The organism is Chitinophaga ginsengisegetis (genome assembly GCF_900168065.1).
In the GTDB taxonomy this organism is placed as follows: Bacteria; Bacteroidota; Bacteroidia; order Chitinophagales; family Chitinophagaceae; genus Chitinophaga; species Chitinophaga ginsengisegetis.
The window spans coordinates 16,028-41,573 of the sequence record NZ_FUZZ01000004.1 but is presented as its reverse complement, the minus strand read 5'-3'; the positions used below and the strand labels follow the sequence as shown (position 1 = coordinate 41,573).

Below are 25,546 nucleotides of genomic sequence, written 5' to 3'. Positions count from 1 at the left end.
GTTAAATTACGTACGGGATGTACCCGTAGTATGAATCAATAAAAAAAATTATTATGGAAAAACGGAAACTGGGACAATCCGGGCTATTGGTAGCCCCGCTGGCCTTTGGCGGCAATGTATTCGGCTGGTCGGCCAATGAATCCACTTCTTTTTCATTACTGGATGAATTTACTGCAACTGGTTTCAACCTTATAGATACCGCAGACGTATACCCGCGTTGGGTACCGGGAAATTCGGGTGGCGAATCTGAAACCATTATCGGTAAATGGATGCGTGACCGCGGCAACCGCGACAAAATAATTGTGGCCACCAAAGCAGGCGGCGATATGGGCGAGGGCAAAAATGTGAGCAAAGCTTATATCCTCAAAGCCGCAGAGGCTTCCCTGAAGCGTCTGCAAACAGATTATATAGATCTCTACCAAACACATTTTGATAATGAGGCGACTCCTGTAGAAGAAACGCTGGCAGCTTATGATACGCTGATAAAAGCAGGTAAGGTCAGAGCTATCGGCGCTTCCAATATGAGCGCTGCCCGCCTGCTGGCAAGCCTGGAAGCCAGTAAGCAAAACGGCTTGCCACGGTATGAAACATTTCAGCCGGAGTACAACCTGTACGACCGGGAAAATTATGAGCGGCAATATGCAAAGATCTGCGAAGAACATCACCTCAGCGTGATCAATTATTATTCACTGGCGAGTGGTTTTCTTACGGGCAAATACCGCACAGCCGCCGATACCGGCAAGAGTGCGGCCCGCGGGCAGAAAGCACTCAGCTATCTCAATGAAAGAGGGCTCCGTATCCTGGCGGCGCTGGACCAGGTAGCCGCACAATATCATTCCACACCGGCGGGCGTTGCACTGGCGTGGCTGCTTACACGCCCTGCGGTGGCGGCGCCTATTGCCAGTGCCACCAGTAAAGAACAGCTGCATGAGTTGATGAACGGGGTGCAGCTCCAGCTGGATACAGCAGCGGTGGCATTACTCAATAAAGCAAGTGCGTAAAAAAAGGGAAGGCTTTTAGCCTTCCCTTTTTTATGCACTTGCTTATTGTTACAACCGGAATTTCAATCCTGCATTCAATCCCAGTCCCCCGATATTGATATAGGATTTCAGGTCATTGGCCGGTTTATTATCATCTTTATAAATCACTTTGGTGCCCTGCTGGTTTACCGGTGTATTGGAGCTCTGATCCAGCGTGGTTACATATTTTGTATTCTTTTCCGCTACCGACAAATCGTTGATGGTACGGCCCGGCAGCGATTGTACTACTGCACCGGTGGTACCATTTATGAGCGTATTGGTTTCATTGTATTCAGTGATCTCTTTTTCTTTACTGCGCACCGGTACATTTTTGTACTCCGTTTCCACGAAAATATCAAAGCGGGGCGATACCGTAAAAGACACACCCAATGCGCCCTGGAAACCGACAGTAGGATTAGGTTTAATTTCCTCTTTCCTGCTGATATTGGTAACCACCTGCGTACCCGGAGGAATACCGGCAGGACTGGACACCTGGGTAGCATCGGTTTCAATATAGAGACGGCCCCATAACGGCACTATAACACCGAAGCGCACATATGGATTTACTTTTTCCAGGCCCGGACTTACCACCAGGCTGGGTGCAAAATCAATTGCGTTTACATATCCGTGCGACTCCACATGGCCCAGTTCCTTGCCGGAACCAGCCATAGTAGCACGCTGACGGGTCATCAGATTTTTTTTACTGTGGAAATAGTTAAAGGTTCCTTCTACCGCAAAATATTTGTTGATATTATAGCCGACAGAAAGACCAGCCCTGAAACCTTCTCCGTAAGAGCCTGTAAGCACCTTACGGCTAATGGTATCCAGGCCGGATGCACCAAATTCAGTATGCAGATCCTGCGGTGGATATGGGCCAACATTCGGGAACTGCCCCGGGGATACGCTGAAAAAATAACCGCCTACAACTTTCAGATAAAATTTTGAGTGTGAAGAAGAGCTTGTGCTGGAATTGTCCTGTGCCTGGGTGCTGGAATTGTCCTGTGCCTGGGTGCTGTGGGTAACAATCAAAAGCATGGCGACTGCCCCTAGCAGGAATAGATTTTTCATATGCGATGGTTTTGGAGTATGGTATTTAATCTATTGAAAGTTAACAAATTATTACCACATAACCATCGCCGGAAGCATTCAGTTAGAATGCTTCCGCCAGAGACAGATACAATCCTTTTTGTCTGGATTCACCGCTTCGTTTTTCACCAACGGCATAGTCTATACGAATAGTGAGCCTTGCATTTTCGTCATAGAAGTAACGGATTCCGGCGCCATAGCTTGGCTTAAATCCGCCGAAACGGAAATCACGGTTGGCGAATACGGTACCGGTACCGGCAAATGCAGCCAGTGCAAATTTTGGTTTGATATCTACAAACCAGATATGAATGCGCATTTTAGGATCGATGAGATAACGATATTCCGCCTGCCCGGCCAGGTAGTTCTGGTTACGGTACCTGCCGGTGTAATAGCCGCGCATGATCAGGTCGTTTCCCATTTCAGGCAGCAGGTAAAAGGGCAGCTCATTGCCCTGGAGGCTATTGAAGATGCCGTTAAAGCCCAGTGTGCTTTTGCGGGAGATGGACAGGAAATGTGAACCCTGTGCTTCTATTTTAAAGAGCGGATGTTTGCTTAAAAAAGAAGGTGCGTATGCCAGGTTGAGTTTCAGCCAGGAACCGCGGCGGGCATAGTTTTCATTATCGCGGTTATCGAAAATACCGGTGAGCCCGAGAAAGGTAACATATCCCCCTTCTTTGTCGGTAAGCGGCATGGTAGTGTAAATGCCTTTATCATCGCCGCTGCTGTACGTGTCATGCTGGTATAATATGGAGGCACCTGCGTAAAAGTGTCCGCTGATGCGCCGCTCCCCTTCCACCTGTACTTTATAGCGGCTGTTGTTTACCAGCGACCGGTTATCGTAATGGGTAGTATCGCCGATGCCAGAGAAATAGAGCGGGTAATTATGATACCGGAGATTGCTTTTAAAATGCCAGGTATTGCTGCGGGTCCAGATATTTGCTTTCAGGTCGATTTTAAACTGGCTCTCCGTGGTAACTGCGGGGATCAGGTTGAGGGTCGAGTTCCGGGTAGTCCTGTCGGGATTCTTGTTATCGGTATAAAAAGAATACAACATGGCGGCGCCGATTTCCAGTCCTTTTTCCTGGGAATAGCCCAGCACCGGCAACGGAAAGAAGCTCCGCTTACGTAACCATACGCTGTCGTATAGCCCTTCCCGTGAAGAAGAAGGGGTTGTGATAGTGCTATCCTGCTGAGCCTTTGCGCCTATTGCTAATAAAAGTGATAAAGCCGTGATATGGAGGTTTTTACGCATAGGGTGCAAATGTAAAGATTTTAGAGAAGAGGATCGCATTCCGGGATCCTCTTCTCTGAAATCATGGCCTGTCCGAATGCCCCAAGCTCTTTTCAGGATTCACCTGATCCCGTACCAGCTGTTTCAGGAATTTGATTTCCGGGAAATGCCCGCTTTCCTTGCGGTCGAAGATTTTTTCTTCGCCGAGCCAGATAATATAGGAGCCCCCAATTTCACTGGGACGAAGGGTAACGCCTCCCAATTCATCTGTAAAAGTGGTGAGGAGTTCCTGGGCCATGTAGGCGGCACGGAGCAGCCAGCCGCATTTCGGGCAATATTCTATGGTAATGAGCGGTTTCATCGTTACTAAACTTTGCAGAAAGGTACAACCATAATTGATTTATAGGGTCATAACACTAAATTCATCGCCCCATTCCTCACTTTTTTCTCAACTTACTTTGAATCGTGGCACATTATCTTTAATTTTAACCTATGTTAAAGTGGACCGTCCCCGAATCGCTCCACCCTTGTCACTGCCAACACTATTACATATGCTGCCGGCCAGTCCTTTGAAGAAGAGCGTTTTAATCCCATTATGTCTGATTTTGCTGTCGCCTGCGGTAACAGCGCAACAGTTTATCAACGACAGCCTGCTGGCAGTACTGCACTCCCATTCACAAAACGATACCACCCGGGTGAACCTGCTGAACCAGGTGGCCAGGACGTATTTCACTATAGACGCCCCCACTGCAGCAAAATATGGCGCCGAAGCGCTCCGGTTAAGCGATAGTCTTCATTATACCAAAGGAAAAATATGGGCCTGGCGCAACCTTGCCCTCGTGGAAAATACCAAAGGACACCTGGATCAACAGATGCAGCTGACCCTCAATGCCCTGAAACTGGCGGAAGCCCTGGGCGATTCTTATACCCTGGGCGTACTGAATAACGATGTGGGGAATATTTTCACAGAACTGAATACCCCGCGGGACGCACTCATTTATCTTAAAAAGGCCCTGGCAATAAAGCTGAAAAGAAACGAAAAAACAGAAATTGCCAAGACCCTCAATAATATTGGCTCCGCATATATCTCCCTGAAAATACCAGATTCTGCGATGCTGTTCCTGGAGAGGGCCGAGAAAATAAAGCTGGAACTGCATGATCAGCGCGGACTGGCCTATACCTATGAAAACATGGGTATTGTAGCCATGCTCCGGCACCGGTATGATGATGCGCTGCGCTACCACCAGCTTTCCAATACCTATTACCAGGATGCCGGCAATTTACCCGGTGTGGTGAAATCCAGCCTGAACCTCGCTGAAATACAAACCATGCAGGGCGATCTGAAAGGCGCCGCGAAAAACCTGGAAAAAGCGAAGCTGTTAAATGATACGCTGGGCAATGTGAAAAATGAGATGATCTATTACAAGATCCGCTATGAGCTGGATTCTGCCCGGAAAGATTATGCCGCCGCCTTTGAGAGCTATAAGGAATTCAGTAACCGGAACATCGACTTTTTCAACGCCGAAAAAGGCCGGCTGATATCCCGCTCGCAGGAGAAATATGAATCTGAAAAAAAGCAACGCGAAAATATTTTACTGAAGAAGGAACAACACATGCACCTTGCTACCATACAGCAACAGCGGGTGCTGGTACTGTCTGCCGCTGCTCTTTTCCTGGCGTTGCTGCTGATTACCGTGATGGTGTACCGCCTTTATAAAAGGCAGCAGGAGCTGTATCTTGAACTGAATAACAAGAACCGGGAAGTATCCATGCAGAACCGCATTATCCTGGAACAAAACGCTACCCTGGAAAATCTCAACCAGGTAAAGGATAAAATATTCTCGGTTATTTCACATGATCTGCGTTCGCCGCTGGCCATCCTGGAGGGACTGCTCTTTTTACTGAAAGATGAAAAAATTGATGCGGCGCAGTTCCGCATCTATACCGATGAATTATGGAGGGACGTAAAAAATACGGCCTACATGATGGACAATATGCTGCAATGGGCCAGCAACCAGATGAAAGGTATTGGTGTGAAAGCGGATGATTTTGATGTGACCCTGTTATTAAACCGCGAATTTGAGCTGCTGCAAACCCTGGCGCGGCAAAAAGAAGTGAAGCTGTCGCACGAACTGAACGAATGCATTATGGTATACGCAGACCCTGATATGATCAGGCTGGTAATGCGTAACCTGATCAATAACGCCATTAAGTTCACCCCTTCCGGCGGTGAAGTACTGATTACCGCCACACATGATAATGAGCAGGCGGAAATCACGGTAAAAGACAATGGTACCGGTATTCCCGTGGAAAACCAGCACCGTATTTTCTCCAACATCTACTACTCTACTACCGGCACGCAGAATGAAAAAGGCTGCGGACTTGGGCTGCATCTCTCCAAAGACTTTGTAGAACGCAATCACGGGCAGATCTGGTTTAACAGTATGCCTGGCAGCGGCAGCAGTTTTTCCTTTACCGTTCCCCTGTCTGAAGAACCGGAGCCTAACCCCCGCGCCTATACGGTGGTGGTACAGGATCATCCGTTGGGCGGCGTGAGTGTGCTGAGGCGATAACTATCCCAGCCGGAAAGCTGTGGTGTGCTTGATTTCCGTCATTACGAAAGAGCTGTGTACCTGCCCGATATTTTCAATGGCCGCCAGTTTATTGGTTAAAAAATGTTGGTAGCTGCGCATATCGTTTACCACTACCTTCAACAGGTAGTCGTAGGTACCGGCCACATGATAACACTCCATCACTTCTTCCATTTTTGCGATAGCGGTTTCAAATTTCTTTATCAGCGGCAGTGAGTGCAGTTGCAGCGATACATTACAGTAGGCCGCCAGTGTTTTGCCGGCTTTATCGCCATGCAGCAGGGTTACATAGCTTTTGATCACCCCGCTTTTCTCAATCTTTTTAAGCCGTTCATAGGTGGGGGTAACGGACAGCCCTATACGATGCGCAATTTCTTTGGTGTTCAGGCGGGCATCTGCCTGTAGTGCCTCCAGTATTTTCCGGTCTGTTTTATCCAGTGTATCCATAGTAGTTATATTTTTCTTTTAAAAGATGTCCGGCGGTGGCCGGGCAGTGCTATTTATCTTCCAGAAACTTAAAAGTAGTATATCTTTTCTAATTATATTATTATACCAGTTCAATCAGATTATCAATACTTACTTTTACAGCATCATACACCTGTAAAATACGATTATGAAAGAGTACCGGCTGGCTGCAGCAGATGCTGCGGCGCTGAATGAACTGTTAGCGCAGGTACAAACACGTACCAGGGATTTCCTAGGATATCCTGTATCCAAAGATTTTGATTATAGTCCCCTCCTGCCTTTTTTACAATATCCGTTAAATAACCTCGGTGATCCTTTTGTGCCCGCCACTTATGCTGTGGGGTCCAGGGAGATGGAGAAATACGTTGTTTCCTTCTTTGCCGGCCTTTTCCGCGCACCGGAAGACGACTGGTGGGGATATGTTACCAACGGCGGTTCCGAAGGCAATTTATATGGCTTATATCTTGCGAGGGAGCTGTATCCCAAAGGGATGGTCTATTATTCCGAAGCCACTCATTACAGTGTGCAAAAGAACCTGCATCTGCTCAATATGCCGGGAATTATTATCCGCACATTGCCCAATGGTGAAATAGATTATGACGACCTGGAAAATACCATCCGTATGAACAGGCATCTGCCGGTAATCATGCTGGCAAATATTGGTACTACCATGACCGAAGCACGGGATGATGTAAAAAGGATCAAGGGTATTTTGAAGAACCTGGCAATACGTCATCACTATATTCATGCAGATGGGGCGCTGTCCGGCAGCTACAGCGCTTTCCTGGAGCCGCGGCCCGCTTTTGATTTTGCGGACGGGGCAGATAGTATTGCTATCAGCGGTCACAAATTTATTGGCGCACCCATCCCCTGCGGTGTGGTGATTGCGAGAAAATCCAACCGCGACCGGATTGCCCGCTCGGTGGCGTATATCGGGAGTATGGACACCACCATTACCGGTTCAAGAAACGGCCATAGTCCATTGTTCCTGTGGTATGCACTGAAAAGCCTGGGTGTGGAAGGTTTGCGGGAAAGGGCCAGGCACAGTTTAACAGTAGCTGCGTATGCCGTGGAACGCCTCAACGAAAACGGTATTCCGGCATGGCGCAACCCCGATGCTATTACGGTGGTGTTTCCGGATCCTCCCGGAAGCATCCGCCGGAAGTGGCAGCTGGCTTCAGAAAGCGGTTGTTCGCATATCATTTGCATGCCTAACGTAAGTAAGGCGCAGGTAGATGAATTTGTGGACAGCTTCGTTGGCGCGATGGCGTTGGTTTAATTTACGCCCTCTGCAATGGCCATGATCTCGGTGTTGAGCGCCCGCCTGATGAGGCGTTCCGTTTCCTTGTTGGTTTGCGGCATCAGCAGTTGTACTTTAAACTGTACAAAGTCTTTTTTGATCTCGATTGTTTTCAGGGAAAAACTTTCCGGCGTATAGCTGCGGGAATAGGCGTCTATAGAGCGTTTCAGCCGGTCTTCCACTCCGCGGATCGTAAACGGGTGTTTATGATCCAACTCAAATTCAATGGTCAGTTTCCGGATATTTTGCTTGGACTGGTTCAGTACAGTCGAAGTAAACACTACCGAATTAGGAATAATAATGATATCATCGTCGTCGTTCTGCAACACCACGTTGATAAGGGTAATATCCATCACCCTGCCTTTTACTTCACCGATGCGGATATGATCGCCGAGCGACAACTGATCCGAGAACATAATGATGAGGCCATTGATCATATTGGTAATATAATCTTTTGTAAGCAGGGCGATAGCTGCTGCCACAATAGTGATGCTGGTTACAAGCCTCAGGAGATCCACGCCAAAAAAGATGGTGATAGCCAGCAGGAGAAAAAGCGTATTTAAAACAGAGGAAATACGGTTGATCCCTAGAATAAAATTATCCTTTTCAATGGGCCGCTGCCGGTTGCGGCGGCGGGTGTACCAGGAGAGGATCACCAGCCAGGCCAGGGAGATAACCAGATTGGCGCCCAGGAAAAAAGAGAGCGCGTTGGTGAGCTTAAACAACCATGTAAACTTATCATATACGGGAGGGTGTTCAAGGTTAAAATAAACAATGCCCAGATATACCAGCAGTTTTACGAGGAATATGACCCTCTCCCTGCGATTAGCGTTTTTATAGGTTTTATCGGTTACCATCATAGCAATTCATACTCGCTTTGCTGCGAAGGTACAACCGTAGTGGTTAAGCAACAAAGCCTTATTTCATTTTATCCAGAATATCTTCCCAGATAATGCGGGCAATCTGTTCGGTTTCTACCGTGCGGATGCTTCCCTCAAGCGTATCTTCGTGATCAGCAGTAAAGCTAGTACTATGGGGTTCAAATTCATCGAGCACATGTTCGCTCACATCAGGAATCACTTGAAATGCTGTTTCCAGAGCGCCCTTGTCGATCGTAATAATCAACCCATAGGGCTTCCCTCTGATGATCACAGTAATGCTGTGTTTTTCCATACTTAAAATCCTGCAAGCGATATACCACAAAAAAAGACCGGTGCTGTCCAGTCACCGGTCCTTTTGTATATATTGAACGGATAAAACGACCCGGAAAGCCCGTTATTCATGCAGTTGCGGCTGATTTTTTACGGGCGGCTGACTTTCTTTTAGGCGCTGCTTTTTTTGCGGTAGCTTTTCTGGCCGTTGTTTTCTTAGCAGCCGTTTTTCTTCCGGCAGATTTTTTAGCCGCGGCTTTTCCTGGTGCGGCTCTTTTAGCGGTTGTTTTTTTAGCGGGAGATTTTTTCGCTGCTGCTTTTTTGGGCGCTGCTTTTTTTGCGGTGGATTTCCTGGTAGTGGATTTTTTTGACGCCGGTTTTTCAGGCACCTTTGCTCCTTCTTCGCGGGCCTCAGACAAACCTATGGCGATAGCTTGCTTAGGATTCGTAACCTTTTTATTACTTCTTCCGCTTTTCAGTTTTCCTTCATGCATTTCGTGCATACTTCTTTTCACTTTATTCTGTGATTCTTTTGAATATTTTGCCATAACAAAAAAATTTAGATGGGTTAAGAAAAGAAATAACGTTGAAGCAAAAACAAAATATAAGCCACGGAAAATGAGGGAGTTCCTGTTTAAAAACTGTAGAATGGACAATAAAAGTGTGTGGAAAATTCTATGGATTGTGGAATGTATTGCCCCATTTCATATCCCCACGAGCCTCAAGTCCGCTACCAGCGTGGCTGATCCGTGATGGCACATATCTTGTTCCGGGTTAGCGTAAATGTTTAACTACTATCACTAAAAAAACCTCAGGATTATGGAAGACATCAGATATCAAACTGCCATGCCGGTTAATCATGTTTCGGAAAAGAACTCTGATCAAAAGAGTAAACACAGTAAACGCGGATTTGCTTCTATGGACCCTGAACAGCAACGTGCCATTTCAAGAGAAGGTGGAAAAGCTGCACACCAGCAAGGTGTTGCCCACAAATTCACTTCTGAGGAAGCCCGTGCTGCAGGCAAAAAAGGCGGTGAAGCCGTTAGCAGAAACCGTGAACACATGGCCGCTATTGGCCGTAAAGGCGGAACCAACCGCGGAAAAAAGAAAAGTAGCGTTGAAAGTGATAATCAGCAATAACCCGATCACCCGGGTTATTGCATCGCATAAGGGGCCACAGGTCCCTTTTTCTCTCTCCTGACCACACTCATATTCCAGATTTCTTTGCTATATTTACCGCTTTTTTACCTATGGTAGCAAAAAGGCGCTGGATTTACTTTTTCCTTATTTTACTGAATATCCCTTTAGGACTCGCCACCAGGTGGGCTCCTCAATATTTCCCTGATATCATACGTATATATGGAGGCGATGTATTATCGGCCACCTGTATCTTTTTTGGCATCCGTTTCCTTTTTCCGGTCGCCTCACTGTGGAAAATTGGCATCGGCAACTACGTGGTTTGCCTGCTGATAGAAATACAGCAGCTATACCAGGCCGAATGGGCCGTGAAGTTCAGGAACACGCCTGCCGGCATCCTGCTGGGACATGGATTCCTGTGGAGCGACTGCGTATGTTATGCCGTGGGCACCCTCCTGGCGCTGGCAGTTGCCTGGCTTGCAGAAAGAATAATTTGACCTATATTTATTTATAAACCACAACACTATGCTGGTACTCATCAAAATACTGATCGCTTTTGTGATGCTGGAACATCTTTATATCCTTTGGTTTGAAATGTTCGCATGGACCAGCAGGGGGCCTAAAATATTCAAGCAACTGCCCAAAGAGCTGTTTCCTCCTACCAAAGCCCTGGCGGCTAATCAGGGCCTGTACAACGGTTTCCTGGCTGCCGGCCTCGCCTGGACCTTTTTTATTTCAGACCCGGTATGGAGCTTACGGGTAGCCGCTTTCTTTTTAGGTTGTGTAGCCGTTGCCGGTATATACGGAGCGCTTACCGCCGATAAAAAAATCTTTTTCGTACAGGCATTACCGGCGTTGATCACCCTGTTGCTGATTATATTTTATTAAGATAAAACATGATAGAAGAATCAGACATAAGGATAGGCAACTATGTATCCTACTTTGATTATAACATGGAAGAAACAGCCTTTGTAGTAGAAGGCATTTTGCAGGGTTTTGTGTATAATTCAGGACTGCCGCTCAGCAAACTTCCCTATGCAAAAGTAAACCCGATGGTGCTGGATGTGGACCTCCTGCTGAGATTTGGCTTTATCAAAGGAGATCCCGACTACGGCGAAGATGTAAATGTATATTCCCTGAAATATAACCGGCTGCACAGCGTGCATATCAGGCACGAAAACGAAGTATTCCAGCCGCTTACAGACGCCGCAGAAGGACTGGTACCCTACGGCCGCGCCATTGTACATGTACACCAGCTGCAAAATCTTTTTCATGCAGTTACCCGCGATGAACTTACCTTATTTGAGTAAGATCACTTCCATTTTTCCGGCTTGAACAACACGGTGCCATCTCTCTTCAGCACCCATGCGGTAACCGGGTTCACATGATACCCGCCCATGTCTGTACCACGCGCCTGGATCAGTTGTTTTAATGTTGGCTGACGATAGCCGGTGTCATCTACCGCAAGGCTCATGATCTCTGTGGGTTGCCCGTCCCAATACCAGAGATGACGGAAATATGTATGTGCTTTGTCCATTACCGGCTCCTGCAATACCGCTTTGGTCCAGTGCTTCCCCGCATCAGTACTGATTTCCACGCTATCAATTTTTCCGCGGCCACTCCATGCGATGCCTCTGATTTCTATCCAGCCCTTTTCCACTTGCTGCGGAAACGACGGATAGGTGATGATAGAACGGGCATCCATGTCGAAGCTGAACTGCCGGATCTTATGATCCCGGATGGTTTCCGTGTATTTGGACGTTTCCTCCCGCGTCATAAAGGGCTGGTCCGATAATTCAATACGCCGGATCCATTTCACATTGGTATTCCCCTCCCATCCCGGCAGAAATAACCGCGCAGGATAACCCTGCTCCGGGCGGATCGCCTCTCCATTCTGCCCGTAGGCGATCATAGCGTCTTTCCAGCCCTTTTCCACGGGGATACTGCGGGTCATCACCGCGGCATCAGAGCCTTCTGCCAGGAACCAGGTGGCCTTTGGATGCACGCCTACTTCGCGGAAAAGAGTGGACAGCATTACACCGGTCCATTCACTCTGACTGGTGAGTCCACAAATTTCCTGCGGCGTCATGGTTTCCTTGCCCGATCTGAAGTTGCCTGAGCACTCGATAAAGGCGATACGGGATGCCGCCGGAAAACGCTTTAAATCGCGCAAGGTAAAGATCATAGGCCGATCCACCATCCCGTGAATCAGCAACTCGTATTTATCAGGATGGATAAGCGGCACGCCGGCATGACTTCTTTCAAAATGAAGATCCGACGGGGTGATAATGCCATACAGGTCCTGCAACGGTGTGCGGGAGGAAATATCAGAGGGCTTTTTTACCGGCTGCTCAAATGGGGATCGGGTGCCCAGTTTTCCGGGAAGTGTACCCGTGATTTTGGTAGGATCAATATAGGTAGTGTCTTTTCCTGTGGCGGTAGTATCTGTGCCACGCTGCACCCTGGAAGCGCCCATTAATGCCGCAGCAGCAGAAACTGCCACTGCTCTCAGTATCGTTCTTCTTGGTATCTTTTTATCTTCGCCTGACATAATATTCATTTTATTTCATTACCACCGCGACGATCGTCATTCACATAATATTTTTTCGCCGGCATCACAATGTTTGGCAGCTTCACGGCATCCAGCTGCAGGGTGCTGTCAATGATATTGTTGCGGTACAGCAGGAAAGCAGTAAGACTATACACCTCTTCATTTGTGAGCGATCCCGGTGCATTAAAGGGCATAGCGCGGCGGATATAATCAAATACCGTGGTGGCGTAAGGCCAGTAGTTACCGATCGTTTTTGTGCGCACCGTATCGCTGAGCGTGGCCACCAGCCGGTTTGGTGTGGGCTCTGCGCCGGTTTCACCATGACAGGAAGCGCATTTTGCCAGGTAAATAACCCGGCCTGCTGCCGCATTGCCGCTGCCGGCGGGCAATCCTTTGCCATCGGGGGCAATGGAGATGTTCAGTGAATCGATTTGCCTGCGGGTGGCTGTTTTTCCAAATCCGAAATGTTCCGGCCAACCTGGTACCGGTGGCCGGGTGTTGGTATGGCAAGCCAGCATACCCAACACCATTACAACGGCCGCCCGGTAACAGTTGGTTCGTTTTATAAACATAGTACTGCTTAATATTTTCCTGCCTGCAAAGTGCTTGGCGTCAATGTGTATTTCCTGTCGATGCGGTCCAGCACTACATAAATGCTATTCTTATTCTCATCCACACCGGTGAGTATTACATGCGAACCATCGCCGGTGGAATATTTCACAGTAAAGCGTTTCCTGTTTTCCCAGGCAGGTGCGGCGGCATAGTCTTTCGCCCTTCGGGCAGACAATGCAATGGGTGCTATCTTGAGTGATTCATCTCCAATATTTTTACGCGCTGCTGCGGGGATCCAGTCTTTCGCCGATTTGGCCGCCTCTTCACGCGCGGCCTTTTCCGCAGCTACATCCACTACCACGCCGCCATCGCCGCCCACACCGGCAGTGCGGTTACGCCTGTCCGGAATGGGTTTGTATTTATCTTCGAGATAAAGCACTTTATTTACTTCATCGGCATAATAGTGAAAAGCCCGCTGACCACCGGCAAGACCCGTTATTTCAAAGGTGCGGTTCACATCACGCTGCGGATCGCCGCCACCATTCGACAAATCGAGCGGATGCGGTTTATTTACGCGATAAGTAAAAGTAGACCAGTTCTCAAACGTGGCTTCCTGCCAGCGAACCGTATCTACCGGTGAATACGGGATCACCTGGTCGTTTAACCGGAATTCCGTTACCTGGTAGTTACCGCGTAACTCCTTTACGCCCGCTACGGATGGTTGCTTGTATGGATCATACAGGAAGTTAATCAGCTGCAAATAAAAAAGCACTCCCAGGAAAAGGAAGATGGTAGCAGATTTCAGCCCTATGCGGGTATAGCGTTGCCATCTCTCCGGAAAAACCGGATAATAATTCACCGGCACAGTAAACCGCTCCTGTACCAGCAAACGATAAATTTTGGGGACATCATTTACCAGCAGTAACGCTGCCAGCAGTACGAAATAACTGCTGTATACATGTACGCCGCCGTCGTAGGCAAAATTCACGTACACAATATCTCCCAGCGCGGCGAACAGTAAAATGGAACCCAGCGTGGTAGTTTTACGGAAAAATAACAGCGTGCCTGCCGCTACTTCCACCACGCCCGCAAAGATCTGGTACCAGGGCACAATGCCGATAGATAACCAGTAAATTTTCTGGGCAGTAAGATCACCAAAGTTGGTATTTAAAATTCCGAAAGATGGATACGGCATCTGTACCGGTAACAGCTTCGTAAACCCAAAGCCGATGATGCCGATACCGGCGCGGTATCTTACCACTACCCGCAGCCAGTACCATGCGGTATAATATTCCTTCCGCGGCAGTTTACGGACCTTTACAATACCGGTCCATACAAGGCCGCCGGCGGTAGCTATCAACGCTGTGGTGATCCAGTTGGCATATCCCAGCAGGGAACTGCCAAAGATGGTGTTGCCGAGAAAATTAATCCCGGAACCAAAGCGCGCAATATCATACAGGTCGCGGTAATTCAGCCGTGCCCAATCCAGTTGCACCAGTTGCTGGTACCACTCCACACTATTGGGAACGGATAACGCAATGAAAAAAATAAAAGCGATGCGGAATAATATCAGCTGATATTCTTTCCAGGCGGGCAGCTGCAACAGCGGTGCGTTGATAGCCACAGAAGCAGCGTCCCTGATCACGGGTTCATCTGGTAATGTTTGTGTGTTATGAGCCATGATAATTGGTTTAAAGTTTTAACTTCCTGTTTCGTCCCCCTCCGTTTGCCACTTCTTCCAACAGGTATTTTTTATTTACTTTTTCCAGTACTACATAGATAGAATCCCTGCTGTAAGTGGTGCCTGTGAGGATCACCCGGTTTGTATCAGGCCGCGAATAGTGCAGCGACAAGGTTTCCGCCGACAACGCGGGATGCCTGTTTTGCAGCGTGAGCAGGTGTTGCGTGGTATCGGCTGCATAACTGTAGTAATGCCGGCCGCTGGTACCTTCTATTTCGTATAGCCGTTCCGCATTATCCCGTTTCACCAGGTGCAGATTATTGGAATCTACCAGTGCCGGTTTGTTAGTGCGGATGCTGATCGTATTCCATTCTTCAAACACCACGTTGCGCCAGCGAAGGGAATCCGTTAAAGAATAAGCGAGTGTGTCGCCATTGACAATAAACGTGGCCACGTTATATAACCCGCTGATAGCCGGTAATCCTTTGGTGGTGGGATACTGGTAAGGATCGTGTTTGGCGCCCACGCCTGTTTTTACACCATAGATCACCACAAAGAAAAGCAGGAAGGCTGTCTTCAAAATCCATCTGCCGTTTTTCCGGATGCCTTCAAACACCGGTTTAAAAGTAGCCGCCGCTGTGGGCTGTTGTAAAATGAGCAGGCGGATGATCCGTTGCAGATCAAAGCTCAGGATAACAAAAGCGTAAGTGATCAGTAACAGGCTGTATACCTGGTCGCCCCCTTCGTATGCAAGGTTGGACACGAAGATGTTGCCGCAAAAGATGAGGAACATGAAAGCGCCGATAGAAGCGGTTTTGCGGAACAGCAGCAGCAATGCTAACCCGATTTCCACGCCACCGAGAAACAGTTCGTAGGAAGGTACGATACCCAGGCTCAGTGAAAATAATTTCCAGCGGTTAAAATCACCATACGGTGTATTGAGGCTGCTCAGCGAAGGATAGGGCGCCTGCAACGCGTACAGCTTCAGGAAGCCATAGGCCAGCAATGCCAGCGCCAGCCGGTACCGGAGAATCACGCGCAACCAGTAAAAGGCTTCGTCGTAGGTGCGTGTCCGTTGACGGTCGGTGTAAGTCCACACGATAGCGCCGGCTACTGCAATTATCAGCAGTATGCCCCAGTCGGCATACGTTGCAGGCCCCGCGCCAAAGCGTGTTGTAAAGTTGGCCAGGTTAAAAATATCTTCATAATGAAGGTTAAAAATGGGAGTAGAAAAAAGGTAACTGTAAAACTTCCAGTCGAACGGCAACGCCTGCAACAGGAAATAAATAAATATTACCCTGAACCCAATCTTTTCATAGTCTTTCCAGGCAGGAGTTTCCGCGGTTATGACATTACTCATTGGTGATTTGTTATAAGGTGATAAGATCAGTAACCATCATTTTGTTTCAGATTGCCGTTCGATAATGTGACTTCGTTGGCCGGGATCGGAAATACATATAGCTGAGGATTCGTGATATTTAAAACAGCGCCTGCGCGTTTGGTACGTACCAGATCGAACCATCGGTGAGGTTCCAGTGCGAATTCTATTCTCCGTTCATTTTCAATAGCCAGCAGCAGATCATCTTTTCCGATCAGTTCCGTCACCGGTGTGAGCCCGGCCCTGTCGCGGATGCTGTTGAGATCTTCGCGGGCCAGGTCCGTTTTACCCAGCTGGGCGCGTGCTTCTGCGCGGATCAGGTACAGCTCAGCAATGCGGATAACATAGGCAGGATCGGTGGCGGGGCTTCTGTAATACAGGTTACCATACCACAGGCCGGCGGAGGTTTTAGCAACCAGCGCGTTGCGGTTGCCGCCTGTTTTCGGATCATTTACCAGCGTGATAAACGCGTCCGACGGCGCCCATTGCCGGGTACCGCCGTTGGCGGGCGGCTGCCAGTAGTTGCGGTGGCCACTCAGGTAAGTAGCGCTGTACGACAGCTCAAATACTGATTCCTTTGTAGCGATGGCGCTGGCCGGTGAAAAGAAAGCGCTGTAAGGCTTCAGCAAAGAATAACTTCTGGTATCGCTGATTACTTTGGTGGCATAGGCTTCTGCCTGCGCCCAATCAGACTGGTACAAATAGTAGCGCGCTTTCAGCGCCCAGGCGGTTTGCTGGTTTACCCTCACCGGGTTGGGTGTTTGAGAAGGCGGCTGCAGCAGGGAATCTGCCGCATTCAGATCGCTCAATACCTGCTGGTATACCTGCGCCTGTGTGCTGCCTTTTACATCCAGCTTATCGGAAGCATTGAGTGTAGGCGTTAGCGTTATCTGCACATTTCCCCAGGTGCGGGCGAGATCAAAGTAGCTCAGGGCGCGGATAAAGTACGCCTCTCCCACTGCCTGGTTCTTTTCTGTGGCAGAAAACGTAGCATCCTGCAAGCCGGGAACTTTTGCAATCACGTTGTTGGCGCCGTTAATAGTAGCGTAAATAGCTGCCCACACAGTTTGCAGGTTGCCATTGTCCGCATTTATTTTATGGGTGATAAACTGCTGAATAACCGACTGGGAGCCGGTCCACTGCACATTGTCGCCAGGCAGGTAGCCGAAGGTCTGGAACAAAGCGCCGTAGTAGCCGTCGCTGCCCAGCTTCCGATATACGCCGCGCAAGGCAGTATTGGCGGACGTTTTATCAATGATCGTTTGTTCATCAGACACACTATCCCGTGGTTCCACGTCGAGAAATTTCTTGCATGACAAAGCTGTCAGCGAAAGAAAGAAGAGCGATATATATTTCCGATATGCTTTCATATAGGAGAATTAAGAGCGTTTAAAGAGTTACGTTTAAGCCAAACTGTACACTGCGCGGTTGCGGCGGTGTGCCAAGATCCAGTCCCTGTACGGTTTGTATACCGGTTACGTTTGATTCAGGATCCAGCCCGGTGTATTTGGTAAGCAACCAGAGGTTACTACCGGTGAAGTATACACGCAGCAACTGGATATGCAGTTTTTCGCTGACAGACTTGGGAATGGTATATCCCAGTGTGAGTGATTTGAGCCGCAGGAAGGAACCATCTTCCAGGAAGCGGTTGTTCTGATCGATGGTGTAGTTAAGACCGTAAGCGGTGAGGCGCGGTACATTTGTGATGTCGCCGGGTTTCTGCCAGCGGTTCAGCTGATCGGCAAACAGTACACGGTTGGCATCGCGGGTGCCACCTCCTTCTCCGAAAAATTTGTTCAGGTTATATACATCGTTGCCATACTGAAATGACAACAGCACGCTCAGATCAAAACCTTTATAGGAAACGGTATTGCTGAAGCCACCATAGAATTTGGGCATAGCGTTACCCATTACCTTACGCGCAGACACAGGAAGCTTACCATCTTTCTCGCCTTCAAAGATTACGTTACCGGTTTGCGGATCCACACCCAGCTGGTTGTACAGCCAGAAGGAATACATGGGTGAACCTTCCTGCATAATGATCCAGTCGCGGTTATACTGGTAAATCGGTGTTGGCAGTTTTTCAATACGGTTGGTATTACCGGCAATATTCAGGCTGCTGGTCCAGGTGAAATTACGGGTGCTGATATTGGTAGTATTGATCCCGATTTCATATCCTTTATTGCTGATTTCACCGGCGTTGCTATAGATAGAAGTAAAGCCGGAAACGCCTGCCTTAGGCAGTTGCAGCAGTACATCGCTGGTGTATTTGTAATATACATCTGCGGTGATATTGATACGGCCATTGAATAATCCGAGGTCCACTCCGCCGTTGAGCTGACTGGTTTTTTCCCAGCGCAGGTCGGGGTTGGGCAGCTGCAAAGGCGCCGTGCCTGGCTGATCGCCGGTGCTGTTGTCGGGGTAGCCTGCACCACCGGACCACAGTCCTTTTGCCGCAAAGTTGCTGATACCGGACTGATTCCCGGTGATGCCGTAGCTGGCGCGAACTTTCAGATCGCTGATACTGTTCACCGACTTCAGGAAATTTTCTTCCTTGAGCCGCCAGGAGGCGCTGACGGAAGGGAAATACCCCCATTTATAGTTGTCGCCGAACTTGGAAGAACCATCTGCGCGGATGCTGGCTTCAAAATAATATTTACCTGCGTAGTTATAATCGATCCTGGAGAAGAAAGACGACAACGTGCTGCGGGTCCATGTTTGCGTAGCAGTCCGTGTAGCAGCAGCGGAAATATATTTGTAGGAATTGTTAGGGAAACCCGTGCCCTGTGCAGCCGTTAATGTTTCCGTATTACTCTGGATGGTGTTGCCTACCAGTACGCCGAAGAAATGTTTTTCTCCTGCATGTTTGCGCCAGGTAAGTGTTTGTTCATTGATCCAGGAAGTATTCTGTGTAATGGCGGAAGTGGCCAAACCGTTGGTGGGACTGGCTCCCAGCTGGGTGAGGTTATTCCAGTATTCGGATTCGTTGTAGTTGTTATAATCGATGCTGATATTACTGTGAAATTTCAGATCCGGCAGCAGTGTGGCATCGAGGTAAAGGTTACCGATATAACGGAGGCTTGTCGTGTGTACGTCGTAGTTATCGATGAGTACCTGCACGTTATCAAAGCCTGCCCACCGGGCGGGTGTACCGTCGGGATTTGTTTCCGGGAGATAGGTAGGCGTATGTAAGGCCGCCTGTAACAAACCTCCCTGCGGACCATCACCTGCGCGGCCCTGGCTGCGGAAGCTACGCGAGAAGCTGTTGCTGGAACCAATGGTTACCTTGTCATTCACGCGCTGATCGATATTCAGTTTGAAGCTGGCCCTTTCAAAGGAAATGGGCCGGAGAATAGACTCCTGCTTCGAGTAGCCGCCACCGAAATAATACTTTGTTTCGCGGTTACCACCGGAAAGGGATAAGTTATAATTCTGGAGCGGGGCTGTCTGGAAAATTTCCCCGAGGCGGTCGTAGGTATGCTGATCCTGCGGCAGTCCACGCGGGGCAGGCGATTTATCCGGATTATCATTCAGCGCGCGGAAAGGCTGGTAGCTGTATTTGGTGATGCCAGCCTTATCGTTAAGGGCCGTGGCATCTGCCAGGGAGTTGCGGTAAAACTCATTGACCAGCGTAGCATGTTCCGGCCCCGTGGTGAGGTCCCACATTTTGGGCGCCCAGGCCACGCCTGCCGATACATCTGCAGTTACTTTGGCTTTACTGTTATAATTGCCGCGACGGGTAGTAACAATCACCACGCCGTTGGCGCCCCGGGAGCCATAGATGGCTGTTGCGCTGGCATCTTTCAATACCTCTATATTTTCTATATCGGCAGGATTGATATCTGCCAGCGGGGAGCTGGACCGGCCGCCGGTGTTTACCGTTTGCAGGCTGGAATTATTCATAAATACGCCGTCGATGATATATAGCGGATCATTGTCGGCGTTGATGGAGGTAGTACCGCGTACCCTTACAAACACGCCATCGCCGGGAACGCCGGTATTCGAATTAATTTGCACCCCGGCCGCCCTGCCCTGCAGCTGTGCATCAAAGCTGGCTACCGGTACGGTTACCACGTCGCTGCCTTTTACGGAGGAAATGGCGCTGGTAAGATCCCTTCTTTTCTGGGTACCATACCCTACTACCACCACGTCGTTCAGTTGTGTACTGAGCTCTTCCAGGGCGATGTTGCCGGCATTGGACTTATCGGCATATACTTCTTTGAGTTTATAACCCAGGGAAGAGATCTGGTAGATGACCGGCACTTTCTGACCGGTAAGAAACGCGAACTCCCCGTTTGTACCGCTCTGCACCTCATGGGTGGTGCCTTTGATATGTACAATAGCGCCGGCGATAGGTTGTTGTGATTTGGCGTCGATAATTCGTCCGGAAAGGGAAATGTTGTTTTGAACGATGTTCCTGTGCGCAGGTTTGGTGGTGTCGGCGCTGTGAGGTGCGCGCAATTCCTGCGACCATGCGGTAGCCGCCAGCAGCAGCCCGCAGCTGCATGCAATAGCAATTTTCATTATCTTTACTTTGGTATGAAAAAATGAGGCCGGTGAAAGCAGGTAACTGCCATCACTGTAAAATGTCTCCAACAGCCTTGATTACCAGCCGGAACTGCGTCAACAGTTCCGGCCTTTTTATTTCTGATTGATGCTTCCTAACATCGGTTTGCTGAATATTCCACGCAGCAAATTTTCCTCATTAAGTGTAATGATATATCCATGTCGGTATTTTTTGAAAGATAAACGGGGTATGTCAACAGGTGGATGAATTTCCCCTAAAGCGGACCCGGAAAGCCTACGAAGTACAATAATACAATATTTTTTGAAAAGTCTATAATTTTAGTAGACTAATTAAAAAATAATACGGCAACCTTCTGCGCATGAAGTTTGTTGACCTATGTGTGATCATCTTTTACAAAAAAAGAATACCATGACCAACAACACTTCTCTTATTCCCAATCCTGCTGCGTTGGATGAGCTATGTATCAATACGCTTCGTTTCTTATCGGTGGATGCCGTGCAGAAAGCAGACAGCGGACATCCCGGGCTGCCATTGGGAGCGGCGCCGATGGCCTATGTATTGTGGACCCGGTTCCTGCGTCACAACCCTTCAGATCCGCACTGGTTTAACCGCGACCGGTTTGTTTTATCTGCCGGGCATGGGTCTGCATTGTTATATAGTTTGCTGCATGTTACCGGGTATGATTTACCGTTAGAAGAACTGAAACGGTTCCGGCAATGGGGCAGTAAAACGCCGGGGCATCCCGAACGGGGTTTGGCGCCGGGCGTGGAAGTAACTACCGGTCCGCTTGGACAGGGCTTTGCCAATGGCGTGGGTCTTGCCATGGCGGAAGCCTACCTGGCAGAAAAGTATAACCGTCCGGGTGATGCGGTAATTGATCACTACACCTATGCGCTGGTAAGCGATGGCGACCTGATGGAAGGCGTAGCCTCCGAAGCCGCTTCCCTCGCCGGCCATTTACGGCTCGGCAAGCTGATCTATTTATACGATGATAACCGGATTACCCTGGCATCTGCCACACCGGTTACCTTTACAGAAGATCACGCCAAACGGTTTGAATCGTATGGATGGCATACCCAGAAAGTAGCAGACGGCAACGACCTGGAAGCCATTGATGAAGCGATCCGCAATGCACAGGCGGAAACAGACCGGCCTTCTATCATCCTGGTGCGCACGCATATTGGTTTTGGTTCCCCGAAACAGGATACTACCGGCGCGCATGGTTCCCCGCTGGGGCCTGAAGATGTAAAACTGACGAAAGAAAAACTCGGCTGGCCGGTAGCACCGGATTTTTTAGAACCTGCGGAAGCCCTGGATCATTTTCGTGCAGCCGTAGACGTTGGGAAAACATTATCTTCCAAATGGGAAGAGCAAATGATCATCTACGGACAAAAATACCCAGAGCTGGCAAAAGAATTACGTTCGCTGATACATGATCATATTCCGGAAGACTGGGATAAGGATATCACTCCATTCCCGGCAGATCCTAAAGGACTGGCCACCCGTGCTGCTTCCGGTAAAGTGATACAGGCATTTTTTAAACACCTTCCCGGCTTCATCGGCGGCTCTGCGGACCTCAATACTTCCACTAATACTGAATTAAAGGATGCCGGTAATTTTGAAAGTCCGGCGATGAAGCAGGGCGACCTCCAGGGCGCAGCCGGCGGCGTATGGGGATACGACGGCAGGAACATCCAGTATGGTGTGCGTGAACACGCTATGGGCGCTATTTCCAACGGTTTGGCAGCACATGGAGGTATTATCCCCTATTGCGCCACCTTCCTCACTTTTTCAGATTATATGCGGCCATCCATCCGGCTGGCGGCACTTTCAGAGCTGAAAGTGATCTATGTTTTTACGCACGACAGTATTGCGATGGGAGAAGATGGCCCCACACACCAACCGGTGGAACTGCTGGCCGCACTTCGCGCCATACCCCACCTGGTAGTGATTCGTCCGGCAGATGCCAATGAAACCATTGCAGCGTGGCAAATAGCTATACTTGAACCGGACAAACCGGTTGCATTGATCCTCTCCCGCCAGGCGGTGCCTACGCTGGATCGCAGCAAATATGCCGCAGCAAATGGCCTGCGCTATGGCGGTTATATCCTCGCAGATGCGCCCGATGCAAAGCCTGAGCTGATCCTGATAGCCACCGGCGCTGAAGTGGATTTAATTGTGGCCGCACAGGAAAAACTGCAATCGTTTAATATCGCGGTGCGCACCGTATCCATGCCCAGCTGGGAATTGTTTGAAGCGCAGTCGCCGGCGTACCGCGACCAGATACTTCCTCCTGACGTCACCAACAGGATAGTGGTGGAAGCAGGCATTTCACAGGGCTGGCACCGTTATGCGGGCGACAAAGGCGAAATTATATCCATCGACCACTTTGGAGCATCCGCACCGGGACCAGTGTTATTACGCGAGTTTGGATTCACGGTAGAAAATATCTGTGAACATGCACTGGCCTTATTAAAAAAATAACTATCACAAATGAAGAAGCTGGTGGTATTTGACCTGGATGGCACGTTGGCGCAAAGCAAGTCTGCTATTGATGAAGAGATGAGCGGATTATTATATTCACTGTTAACTGTGGCCAGGGTAGCGATTATTTCCGGTGGTGCCTGGCCACAGTTTGAGCAGCAGGTACTGGCAAAACTGCCTGGCGAAAAAGGGCTGGAACGATTATCCATTCTCCCTACCTGCGGCACGCAGTTTTATGAGTATACCGGCAAATGGCATAAACTATATGCGGAAGATTTTACCACAGCAGAAAAAAAGAAAATCACCGATGCTTTGAACGAAGTGGTAAACACCCTGGGCTACAAGGCGGCTAAACTCTGGGGGCCTGCTATAGAAGACCGTGGCAGCCAGATCACTTTCTCTGCATTAGGACAGGAAGCACCGCTGGAAGAAAAGAAAAAGTGGGACCCTGACTTTGCAAAGCGGCAAAAAATGAAAGCATTGCTGGCGGGTATCATTCCTGAATTTTCTGTGAGCCTGGGCGGCACTACTTCGGTAGATATCACCAAACCAGGTATCGACAAGGCTTACGGCATCCGTAAACTCCGGGATATTTTAGGTATCCCTATTGAAGAGATGTTGTTTGCGGGAGATGCTATTTTTCCCGGTGGCAATGATTACCCGGCAAAAGAAACCGGCGTGGCCTGTATCAAAGTGCGTGACCCTGATGAAACGAAACGGGTAATAGAAACGATTATAGCCTGCTATACAGGATAAGCCAACAATTCATTGAGCAATGCGGTTAAGCAGATGGTTCCGGTGGCGATCACCTCATCGCCGGCGCCATAGTAAATATAGAGGGTATCATCGAATACGACCGTGCCTGTAGGAAAACAAACATTGTCCACATCTCCCCTGATTTCCCAATCCCGCTCCGGTACCAGTATTGGGTAAGGTAACCGCGCAATTTCCTTCATGGGATCATCCAGATCGAACAGTGCAGCGCAGCCAACGTATACGTACCCGCCAGGTGTTTCATGCACGCCGTGATATATGAAAAGCCAGCCGTGCGGGGTTTCCACCGGCGGACAGCCAGCGCCCACATAACTCATTTCGTGTTTATACTTTGGCGTTAGTATGATATGATCCTGAAGGTGGAGATAATAATCTTTCCAGAACTCCGGGGTGAGGTCAGCTATTTCGTTCACCGCCACCAGTTGTATATGCGGTTTGATACGGTGCAGAAAATAGAATTTGCCGTTAATCTTTCTGGGAAAAAATACAACATCCTTATCCCATAAACGGGGATTAAAATCGTTGTACCGGATATATTTTTCATCCAGCGGCGCATTGGTTTCCGCGAGTTGTTTAAACTCGGTGAAGTCCATCTGCGCCACTATCAGCCCGTGCTTTTCGAATTGCAGACCATCTGAAGAAGTAGCCAGTGCTGCACAGGCGCTCACGCCATCGTAAGCGGTATAGGTGAGGTAGTATAACCCGTCGATATGCACCACGCGCGGATCTTCCAGTCCTTTGGCCTCGTAATCGTGTTCCGGAAATAAAATGGGTTTATCCAGGCGTTGTTCTATTGTAAGCGGATCGCTTAATTTACAAAAACCAATACTGGAGTGATTGCCTTTCTGCACTGCCCGGTAGTAAAAAAGCACCTGGTTTCCCGCCCTGATAGTGGCTGGATTCAGCACGCCTTCGTTTTCAAATTCCAGATCGCTTTGTTTCAGGAGTATGCCTTCTTTTTTGATCCGTATCATAATTCCCGGTTTCCGTTTGGGTAAAACAGTTATCAGTTTGTCAGCAGGGAAACTTTATATTTCGGATAGTCCACCAACAGCTTGTAAAAGATAGTATTTTTTAGTGATCCGGAAACGATTACCTTATAAACGCCTTTTCTTCCGGTGGCAGCCCAGGCATAGTGCAGGCTGTCGTTATGCATTTTTAATTCCTGTTCTTTACGCCAGATGTACAACTGCTGATTTACCAGTTGCTGCGCCCTTTCAGGCGTAGCGAAAGCCGCATCTACTTCCTGCTGGTACCTGCTTCGCCAGTTGCTGCCGTATCTTGCTTCCATCCTCTTATTGGCTGCGTCATTTACACGGGCCACGCTGTCGATCAGCGCCTGATCGATGGTACACTCTCCCACCGTATAAAAAGCAAAGCCCCATTTTCCGGCGATGGCCTGTTCCACCTCCACTCTTTCCACGTCCGGGAAGCCGTAGGTAAGGAAGCAGATCTTCTCTTCCGTATGATTGTTTTGCGGCTGAGCCAGGGAGGTAGCCGAGATCAGTATAAGAACGGCGGATGCGAGTAGTGTTTTCATGGTTGTGTTGGCAAAAGACAGCAATAGGTAGCGACACCTAAATATATACTAAATATAAATAATATAAATATCCGCACA

24 protein-coding genes are annotated in these 25,546 nt (G+C 48.9%); 9 read left to right on the top strand and 15 right to left on the bottom strand.

Annotation, left to right across the window (positions count from 1 at the left end; genetic code table 11):
- Nucleotides 1-53 precede the first annotated feature (53 nt).
- On the top strand, nt 54-1,001 hold the full coding sequence (locus B5Z18_RS22775; RefSeq protein ID WP_079471836.1) for an aldo/keto reductase: 948 nt from the start codon (nt 54-56) through the stop codon (nt 999-1,001).
- Between the two features lie 48 nt (nt 1,002-1,049).
- Here B5Z18_RS22775 and B5Z18_RS22770 read toward each other — a convergent pair whose 3' ends face one another.
- The 3 genes from B5Z18_RS22770 to B5Z18_RS22760 form a co-directional block, all read right to left on the bottom strand.
- Nucleotides 1,050-2,087, bottom strand: coding sequence for an outer membrane beta-barrel protein (locus B5Z18_RS22770; protein WP_079471835.1), 1,038 nt, complete (start codon nt 2,085-2,087; stop codon nt 1,050-1,052).
- A gap of 82 nt (nt 2,088-2,169) precedes the next feature.
- Entirely contained in the window at nt 2,170-3,357 is a 1,188-nt protein-coding gene (locus tag B5Z18_RS22765) for a BamA/TamA family outer membrane protein (protein WP_079471834.1), read from the bottom strand.
- 61 nt (nt 3,358-3,418) lie between these two features.
- Nucleotides 3,419-3,697 carry an Rdx family protein gene (locus B5Z18_RS22760; RefSeq protein ID WP_079471833.1) on the bottom strand — a complete coding sequence of 93 codons (279 nt, stop codon included), beginning with the start codon at nt 3,695-3,697 and terminating at the stop codon, nt 3,419-3,421.
- A 139-nt stretch (nt 3,698-3,836) separates the two neighbouring features.
- On the opposite strand from B5Z18_RS22760, the gene B5Z18_RS22755 reads away from it, so the two are divergent.
- Nucleotides 3,837-5,909 carry a tetratricopeptide repeat-containing sensor histidine kinase gene (locus B5Z18_RS22755; RefSeq protein ID WP_143313666.1) on the top strand — a complete coding sequence of 691 codons (2,073 nt, stop codon included), beginning with the start codon at nt 3,837-3,839 and terminating at the stop codon, nt 5,907-5,909.
- Here B5Z18_RS22755 and B5Z18_RS22750 read toward each other — a convergent pair whose 3' ends face one another.
- Nucleotides 5,910-6,374: an Lrp/AsnC family transcriptional regulator gene (locus tag B5Z18_RS22750; protein WP_079471831.1), complete on the bottom strand. Its 465-nt coding sequence runs from the start codon at nt 6,372-6,374 to the stop codon at nt 5,910-5,912.
- Between the two features lie 166 nt (nt 6,375-6,540).
- Between B5Z18_RS22750 and B5Z18_RS22745 the strand changes: the two genes are divergently transcribed.
- On the top strand, nt 6,541-7,671 hold the full coding sequence (locus B5Z18_RS22745; protein WP_079471830.1) for a histidine decarboxylase: 1,131 nt from the start codon (nt 6,541-6,543) through the stop codon (nt 7,669-7,671).
- Here B5Z18_RS22745 and B5Z18_RS22740 read toward each other — a convergent pair.
- The 3 genes from B5Z18_RS22740 to B5Z18_RS32850 form a co-directional block, all read right to left on the bottom strand.
- A complete protein-coding gene (locus B5Z18_RS22740; RefSeq protein WP_079471829.1) occupies nt 7,668-8,552 on the bottom strand; it encodes a mechanosensitive ion channel family protein in 885 nt (294 codons plus the stop codon). The two genes, B5Z18_RS22745 and B5Z18_RS22740, sit on opposite strands and share 4 nt — an antisense overlap.
- A 58-nt stretch (nt 8,553-8,610) precedes the next feature.
- The gene (locus tag B5Z18_RS22735) at nt 8,611-8,865 is read right to left on the bottom strand and encodes a hypothetical protein (RefSeq protein ID WP_079471828.1); all 255 of its coding nucleotides are present in this window, start codon (nt 8,863-8,865) and stop codon (nt 8,611-8,613) included.
- A gap of 106 nt (nt 8,866-8,971) precedes the next feature.
- Complete coding sequence (locus tag B5Z18_RS32850; RefSeq protein ID WP_079471827.1) at nt 8,972-9,391, bottom strand: DUF6496 domain-containing protein; 420 nt, start codon at nt 9,389-9,391, stop codon at nt 8,972-8,974.
- Between the two features lie 271 nt (nt 9,392-9,662).
- Between B5Z18_RS32850 and B5Z18_RS22725 the strand changes: the two genes are divergently transcribed.
- From B5Z18_RS22725 to B5Z18_RS22710, 4 genes are all read left to right on the top strand, one after another.
- Nucleotides 9,663-9,983, top strand: coding sequence for a KGG domain-containing protein (locus tag B5Z18_RS22725; protein ID WP_200817321.1), 321 nt, complete (start codon nt 9,663-9,665; stop codon nt 9,981-9,983).
- A 110-nt stretch (nt 9,984-10,093) separates the two neighbouring features.
- The gene (locus tag B5Z18_RS22720) at nt 10,094-10,477 is read left to right on the top strand and encodes a ribosomal maturation YjgA family protein (protein WP_079471826.1); all 384 of its coding nucleotides are present in this window, start codon (nt 10,094-10,096) and stop codon (nt 10,475-10,477) included.
- A 28-nt stretch (nt 10,478-10,505) separates the two neighbouring features.
- Nucleotides 10,506-10,868, top strand: coding sequence for a DUF1304 domain-containing protein (locus B5Z18_RS22715; RefSeq protein ID WP_079471825.1), 363 nt, complete (start codon nt 10,506-10,508; stop codon nt 10,866-10,868).
- 8 nt (nt 10,869-10,876) lie between these two features.
- A complete protein-coding gene (locus B5Z18_RS22710) occupies nt 10,877-11,290 on the top strand; it encodes a hypothetical protein (protein ID WP_079471824.1) in 414 nt (137 codons plus the stop codon).
- Nucleotides 11,291-11,292: 2 nt separating this feature from the next.
- On the opposite strand, the gene soxC is transcribed toward B5Z18_RS22710, so the two are convergent.
- From soxC to B5Z18_RS22680, 6 genes are read right to left on the bottom strand one after another with little or no spacing between them, the layout of a single operon-like run.
- A complete protein-coding gene (soxC, locus tag B5Z18_RS22705; protein WP_079471823.1) occupies nt 11,293-12,531 on the bottom strand; it encodes a sulfite dehydrogenase in 1,239 nt (412 codons plus the stop codon).
- 5 nt (nt 12,532-12,536) lie between these two features.
- Complete coding sequence (locus B5Z18_RS22700; protein WP_079471822.1) at nt 12,537-13,103, bottom strand: c-type cytochrome; 567 nt, start codon at nt 13,101-13,103, stop codon at nt 12,537-12,539.
- Nucleotides 13,104-13,111: 8 nt separating this feature from the next.
- Nucleotides 13,112-14,764: a hypothetical protein gene (locus B5Z18_RS22695; protein ID WP_200817320.1), complete on the bottom strand. Its 1,653-nt coding sequence runs from the start codon at nt 14,762-14,764 to the stop codon at nt 13,112-13,114.
- A gap of 10 nt (nt 14,765-14,774) precedes the next feature.
- Nucleotides 14,775-16,124 carry a hypothetical protein gene (locus B5Z18_RS22690; protein ID WP_079471821.1) on the bottom strand — a complete coding sequence of 450 codons (1,350 nt, stop codon included), beginning with the start codon at nt 16,122-16,124 and terminating at the stop codon, nt 14,775-14,777.
- 26 nt (nt 16,125-16,150) lie between these two features.
- Entirely contained in the window at nt 16,151-17,512 is a 1,362-nt protein-coding gene (locus B5Z18_RS22685) for a RagB/SusD family nutrient uptake outer membrane protein (protein ID WP_079471820.1), read from the bottom strand.
- A 19-nt stretch (nt 17,513-17,531) separates the two neighbouring features.
- On the bottom strand, nt 17,532-20,666 hold the full coding sequence (locus tag B5Z18_RS22680; RefSeq protein WP_079472469.1) for a SusC/RagA family TonB-linked outer membrane protein: 3,135 nt from the start codon (nt 20,664-20,666) through the stop codon (nt 17,532-17,534).
- 412 nt (nt 20,667-21,078) lie between these two features.
- Here B5Z18_RS22680 and tkt point away from each other — a divergent pair, with 412 nt between their 5' ends.
- Nucleotides 21,079-23,154 carry a transketolase gene (gene tkt / locus B5Z18_RS22675; RefSeq protein ID WP_079471819.1) on the top strand — a complete coding sequence of 692 codons (2,076 nt, stop codon included), beginning with the start codon at nt 21,079-21,081 and terminating at the stop codon, nt 23,152-23,154.
- Nucleotides 23,155-23,163: 9 nt separating this feature from the next.
- Complete coding sequence (locus B5Z18_RS22670) at nt 23,164-23,910, top strand: HAD-IIB family hydrolase (RefSeq protein WP_079471818.1); 747 nt, start codon at nt 23,164-23,166, stop codon at nt 23,908-23,910.
- Here the strand turns inward: B5Z18_RS22670 and B5Z18_RS22665 are convergent.
- Both B5Z18_RS22665 and B5Z18_RS22660 read right to left on the bottom strand, forming a co-directional pair.
- The gene (locus B5Z18_RS22665) at nt 23,898-24,902 is read right to left on the bottom strand and encodes a glycoside hydrolase family 130 protein (RefSeq protein WP_079471817.1); all 1,005 of its coding nucleotides are present in this window, start codon (nt 24,900-24,902) and stop codon (nt 23,898-23,900) included. The two genes, B5Z18_RS22670 and B5Z18_RS22665, sit on opposite strands and share 13 nt — an antisense overlap.
- 32 nt (nt 24,903-24,934) lie before the next feature.
- The gene (locus B5Z18_RS22660; protein ID WP_079471816.1) at nt 24,935-25,468 is read right to left on the bottom strand and encodes an FEKKY domain-containing protein; all 534 of its coding nucleotides are present in this window, start codon (nt 25,466-25,468) and stop codon (nt 24,935-24,937) included.
- Nucleotides 25,469-25,546: the final 78 nt, after the last annotated feature.

Excerpts from the sequence above, each read along its gene's own strand:
- B5Z18_RS22775 (WP_079471836.1), top strand. The coding sequence starts at position 54 with ATGGAAAAACGGAAACTGGGACAATCCGGGCTATTGGTAGCCCCGCTG.
- B5Z18_RS22770 (WP_079471835.1), bottom strand. The coding sequence starts at position 2,087 with ATGAAAAATCTATTCCTGCTAGGGGCAGTCGCCATGCTTTTGATTGTT.
- B5Z18_RS22765 (WP_079471834.1), bottom strand. The coding sequence starts at position 3,357 with ATGCGTAAAAACCTCCATATCACGGCTTTATCACTTTTATTAGCAATA.
- B5Z18_RS22760 (WP_079471833.1), bottom strand. The coding sequence starts at position 3,697 with ATGAAACCGCTCATTACCATAGAATATTGCCCGAAATGCGGCTGGCTG.
- B5Z18_RS22750 (WP_079471831.1), bottom strand. The coding sequence starts at position 6,374 with ATGGATACACTGGATAAAACAGACCGGAAAATACTGGAGGCACTACAG.
- B5Z18_RS22745 (WP_079471830.1), top strand. The coding sequence starts at position 6,541 with ATGAAAGAGTACCGGCTGGCTGCAGCAGATGCTGCGGCGCTGAATGAA.
- B5Z18_RS22740 (WP_079471829.1), bottom strand. The coding sequence starts at position 8,552 with ATGATGGTAACCGATAAAACCTATAAAAACGCTAATCGCAGGGAGAGG.
- B5Z18_RS22735 (WP_079471828.1), bottom strand. The coding sequence starts at position 8,865 with ATGGAAAAACACAGCATTACTGTGATCATCAGAGGGAAGCCCTATGGG.
- B5Z18_RS32850 (WP_079471827.1), bottom strand. The coding sequence starts at position 9,391 with ATGGCAAAATATTCAAAAGAATCACAGAATAAAGTGAAAAGAAGTATG.
- B5Z18_RS22725 (WP_200817321.1), top strand. The coding sequence starts at position 9,663 with ATGGAAGACATCAGATATCAAACTGCCATGCCGGTTAATCATGTTTCG.
- B5Z18_RS22720 (WP_079471826.1), top strand. The coding sequence starts at position 10,094 with ATGGTAGCAAAAAGGCGCTGGATTTACTTTTTCCTTATTTTACTGAAT.
- B5Z18_RS22715 (WP_079471825.1), top strand. The coding sequence starts at position 10,506 with ATGCTGGTACTCATCAAAATACTGATCGCTTTTGTGATGCTGGAACAT.
- B5Z18_RS22710 (WP_079471824.1), top strand. The coding sequence starts at position 10,877 with ATGATAGAAGAATCAGACATAAGGATAGGCAACTATGTATCCTACTTT.
- soxC (WP_079471823.1), bottom strand. The coding sequence starts at position 12,531 with ATGTCAGGCGAAGATAAAAAGATACCAAGAAGAACGATACTGAGAGCA.
- B5Z18_RS22700 (WP_079471822.1), bottom strand. The coding sequence starts at position 13,103 with ATGTTTATAAAACGAACCAACTGTTACCGGGCGGCCGTTGTAATGGTG.
- B5Z18_RS22695 (WP_200817320.1), bottom strand. The coding sequence starts at position 14,764 with ATGGCTCATAACACACAAACATTACCAGATGAACCCGTGATCAGGGAC.
- B5Z18_RS22690 (WP_079471821.1), bottom strand. The coding sequence starts at position 16,124 with ATGAGTAATGTCATAACCGCGGAAACTCCTGCCTGGAAAGACTATGAA.
- B5Z18_RS22685 (WP_079471820.1), bottom strand. The coding sequence starts at position 17,512 with ATGAAAGCATATCGGAAATATATATCGCTCTTCTTTCTTTCGCTGACA.
- B5Z18_RS22680 (WP_079472469.1), bottom strand. The coding sequence starts at position 20,666 with ATGAAAATTGCTATTGCATGCAGCTGCGGGCTGCTGCTGGCGGCTACC.
- tkt (WP_079471819.1), top strand. The coding sequence starts at position 21,079 with ATGACCAACAACACTTCTCTTATTCCCAATCCTGCTGCGTTGGATGAG.
- B5Z18_RS22670 (WP_079471818.1), top strand. The coding sequence starts at position 23,164 with ATGAAGAAGCTGGTGGTATTTGACCTGGATGGCACGTTGGCGCAAAGC.
- B5Z18_RS22665 (WP_079471817.1), bottom strand. The coding sequence starts at position 24,902 with ATGATACGGATCAAAAAAGAAGGCATACTCCTGAAACAAAGCGATCTG.
- B5Z18_RS22660 (WP_079471816.1), bottom strand. The coding sequence starts at position 25,468 with ATGAAAACACTACTCGCATCCGCCGTTCTTATACTGATCTCGGCTACC.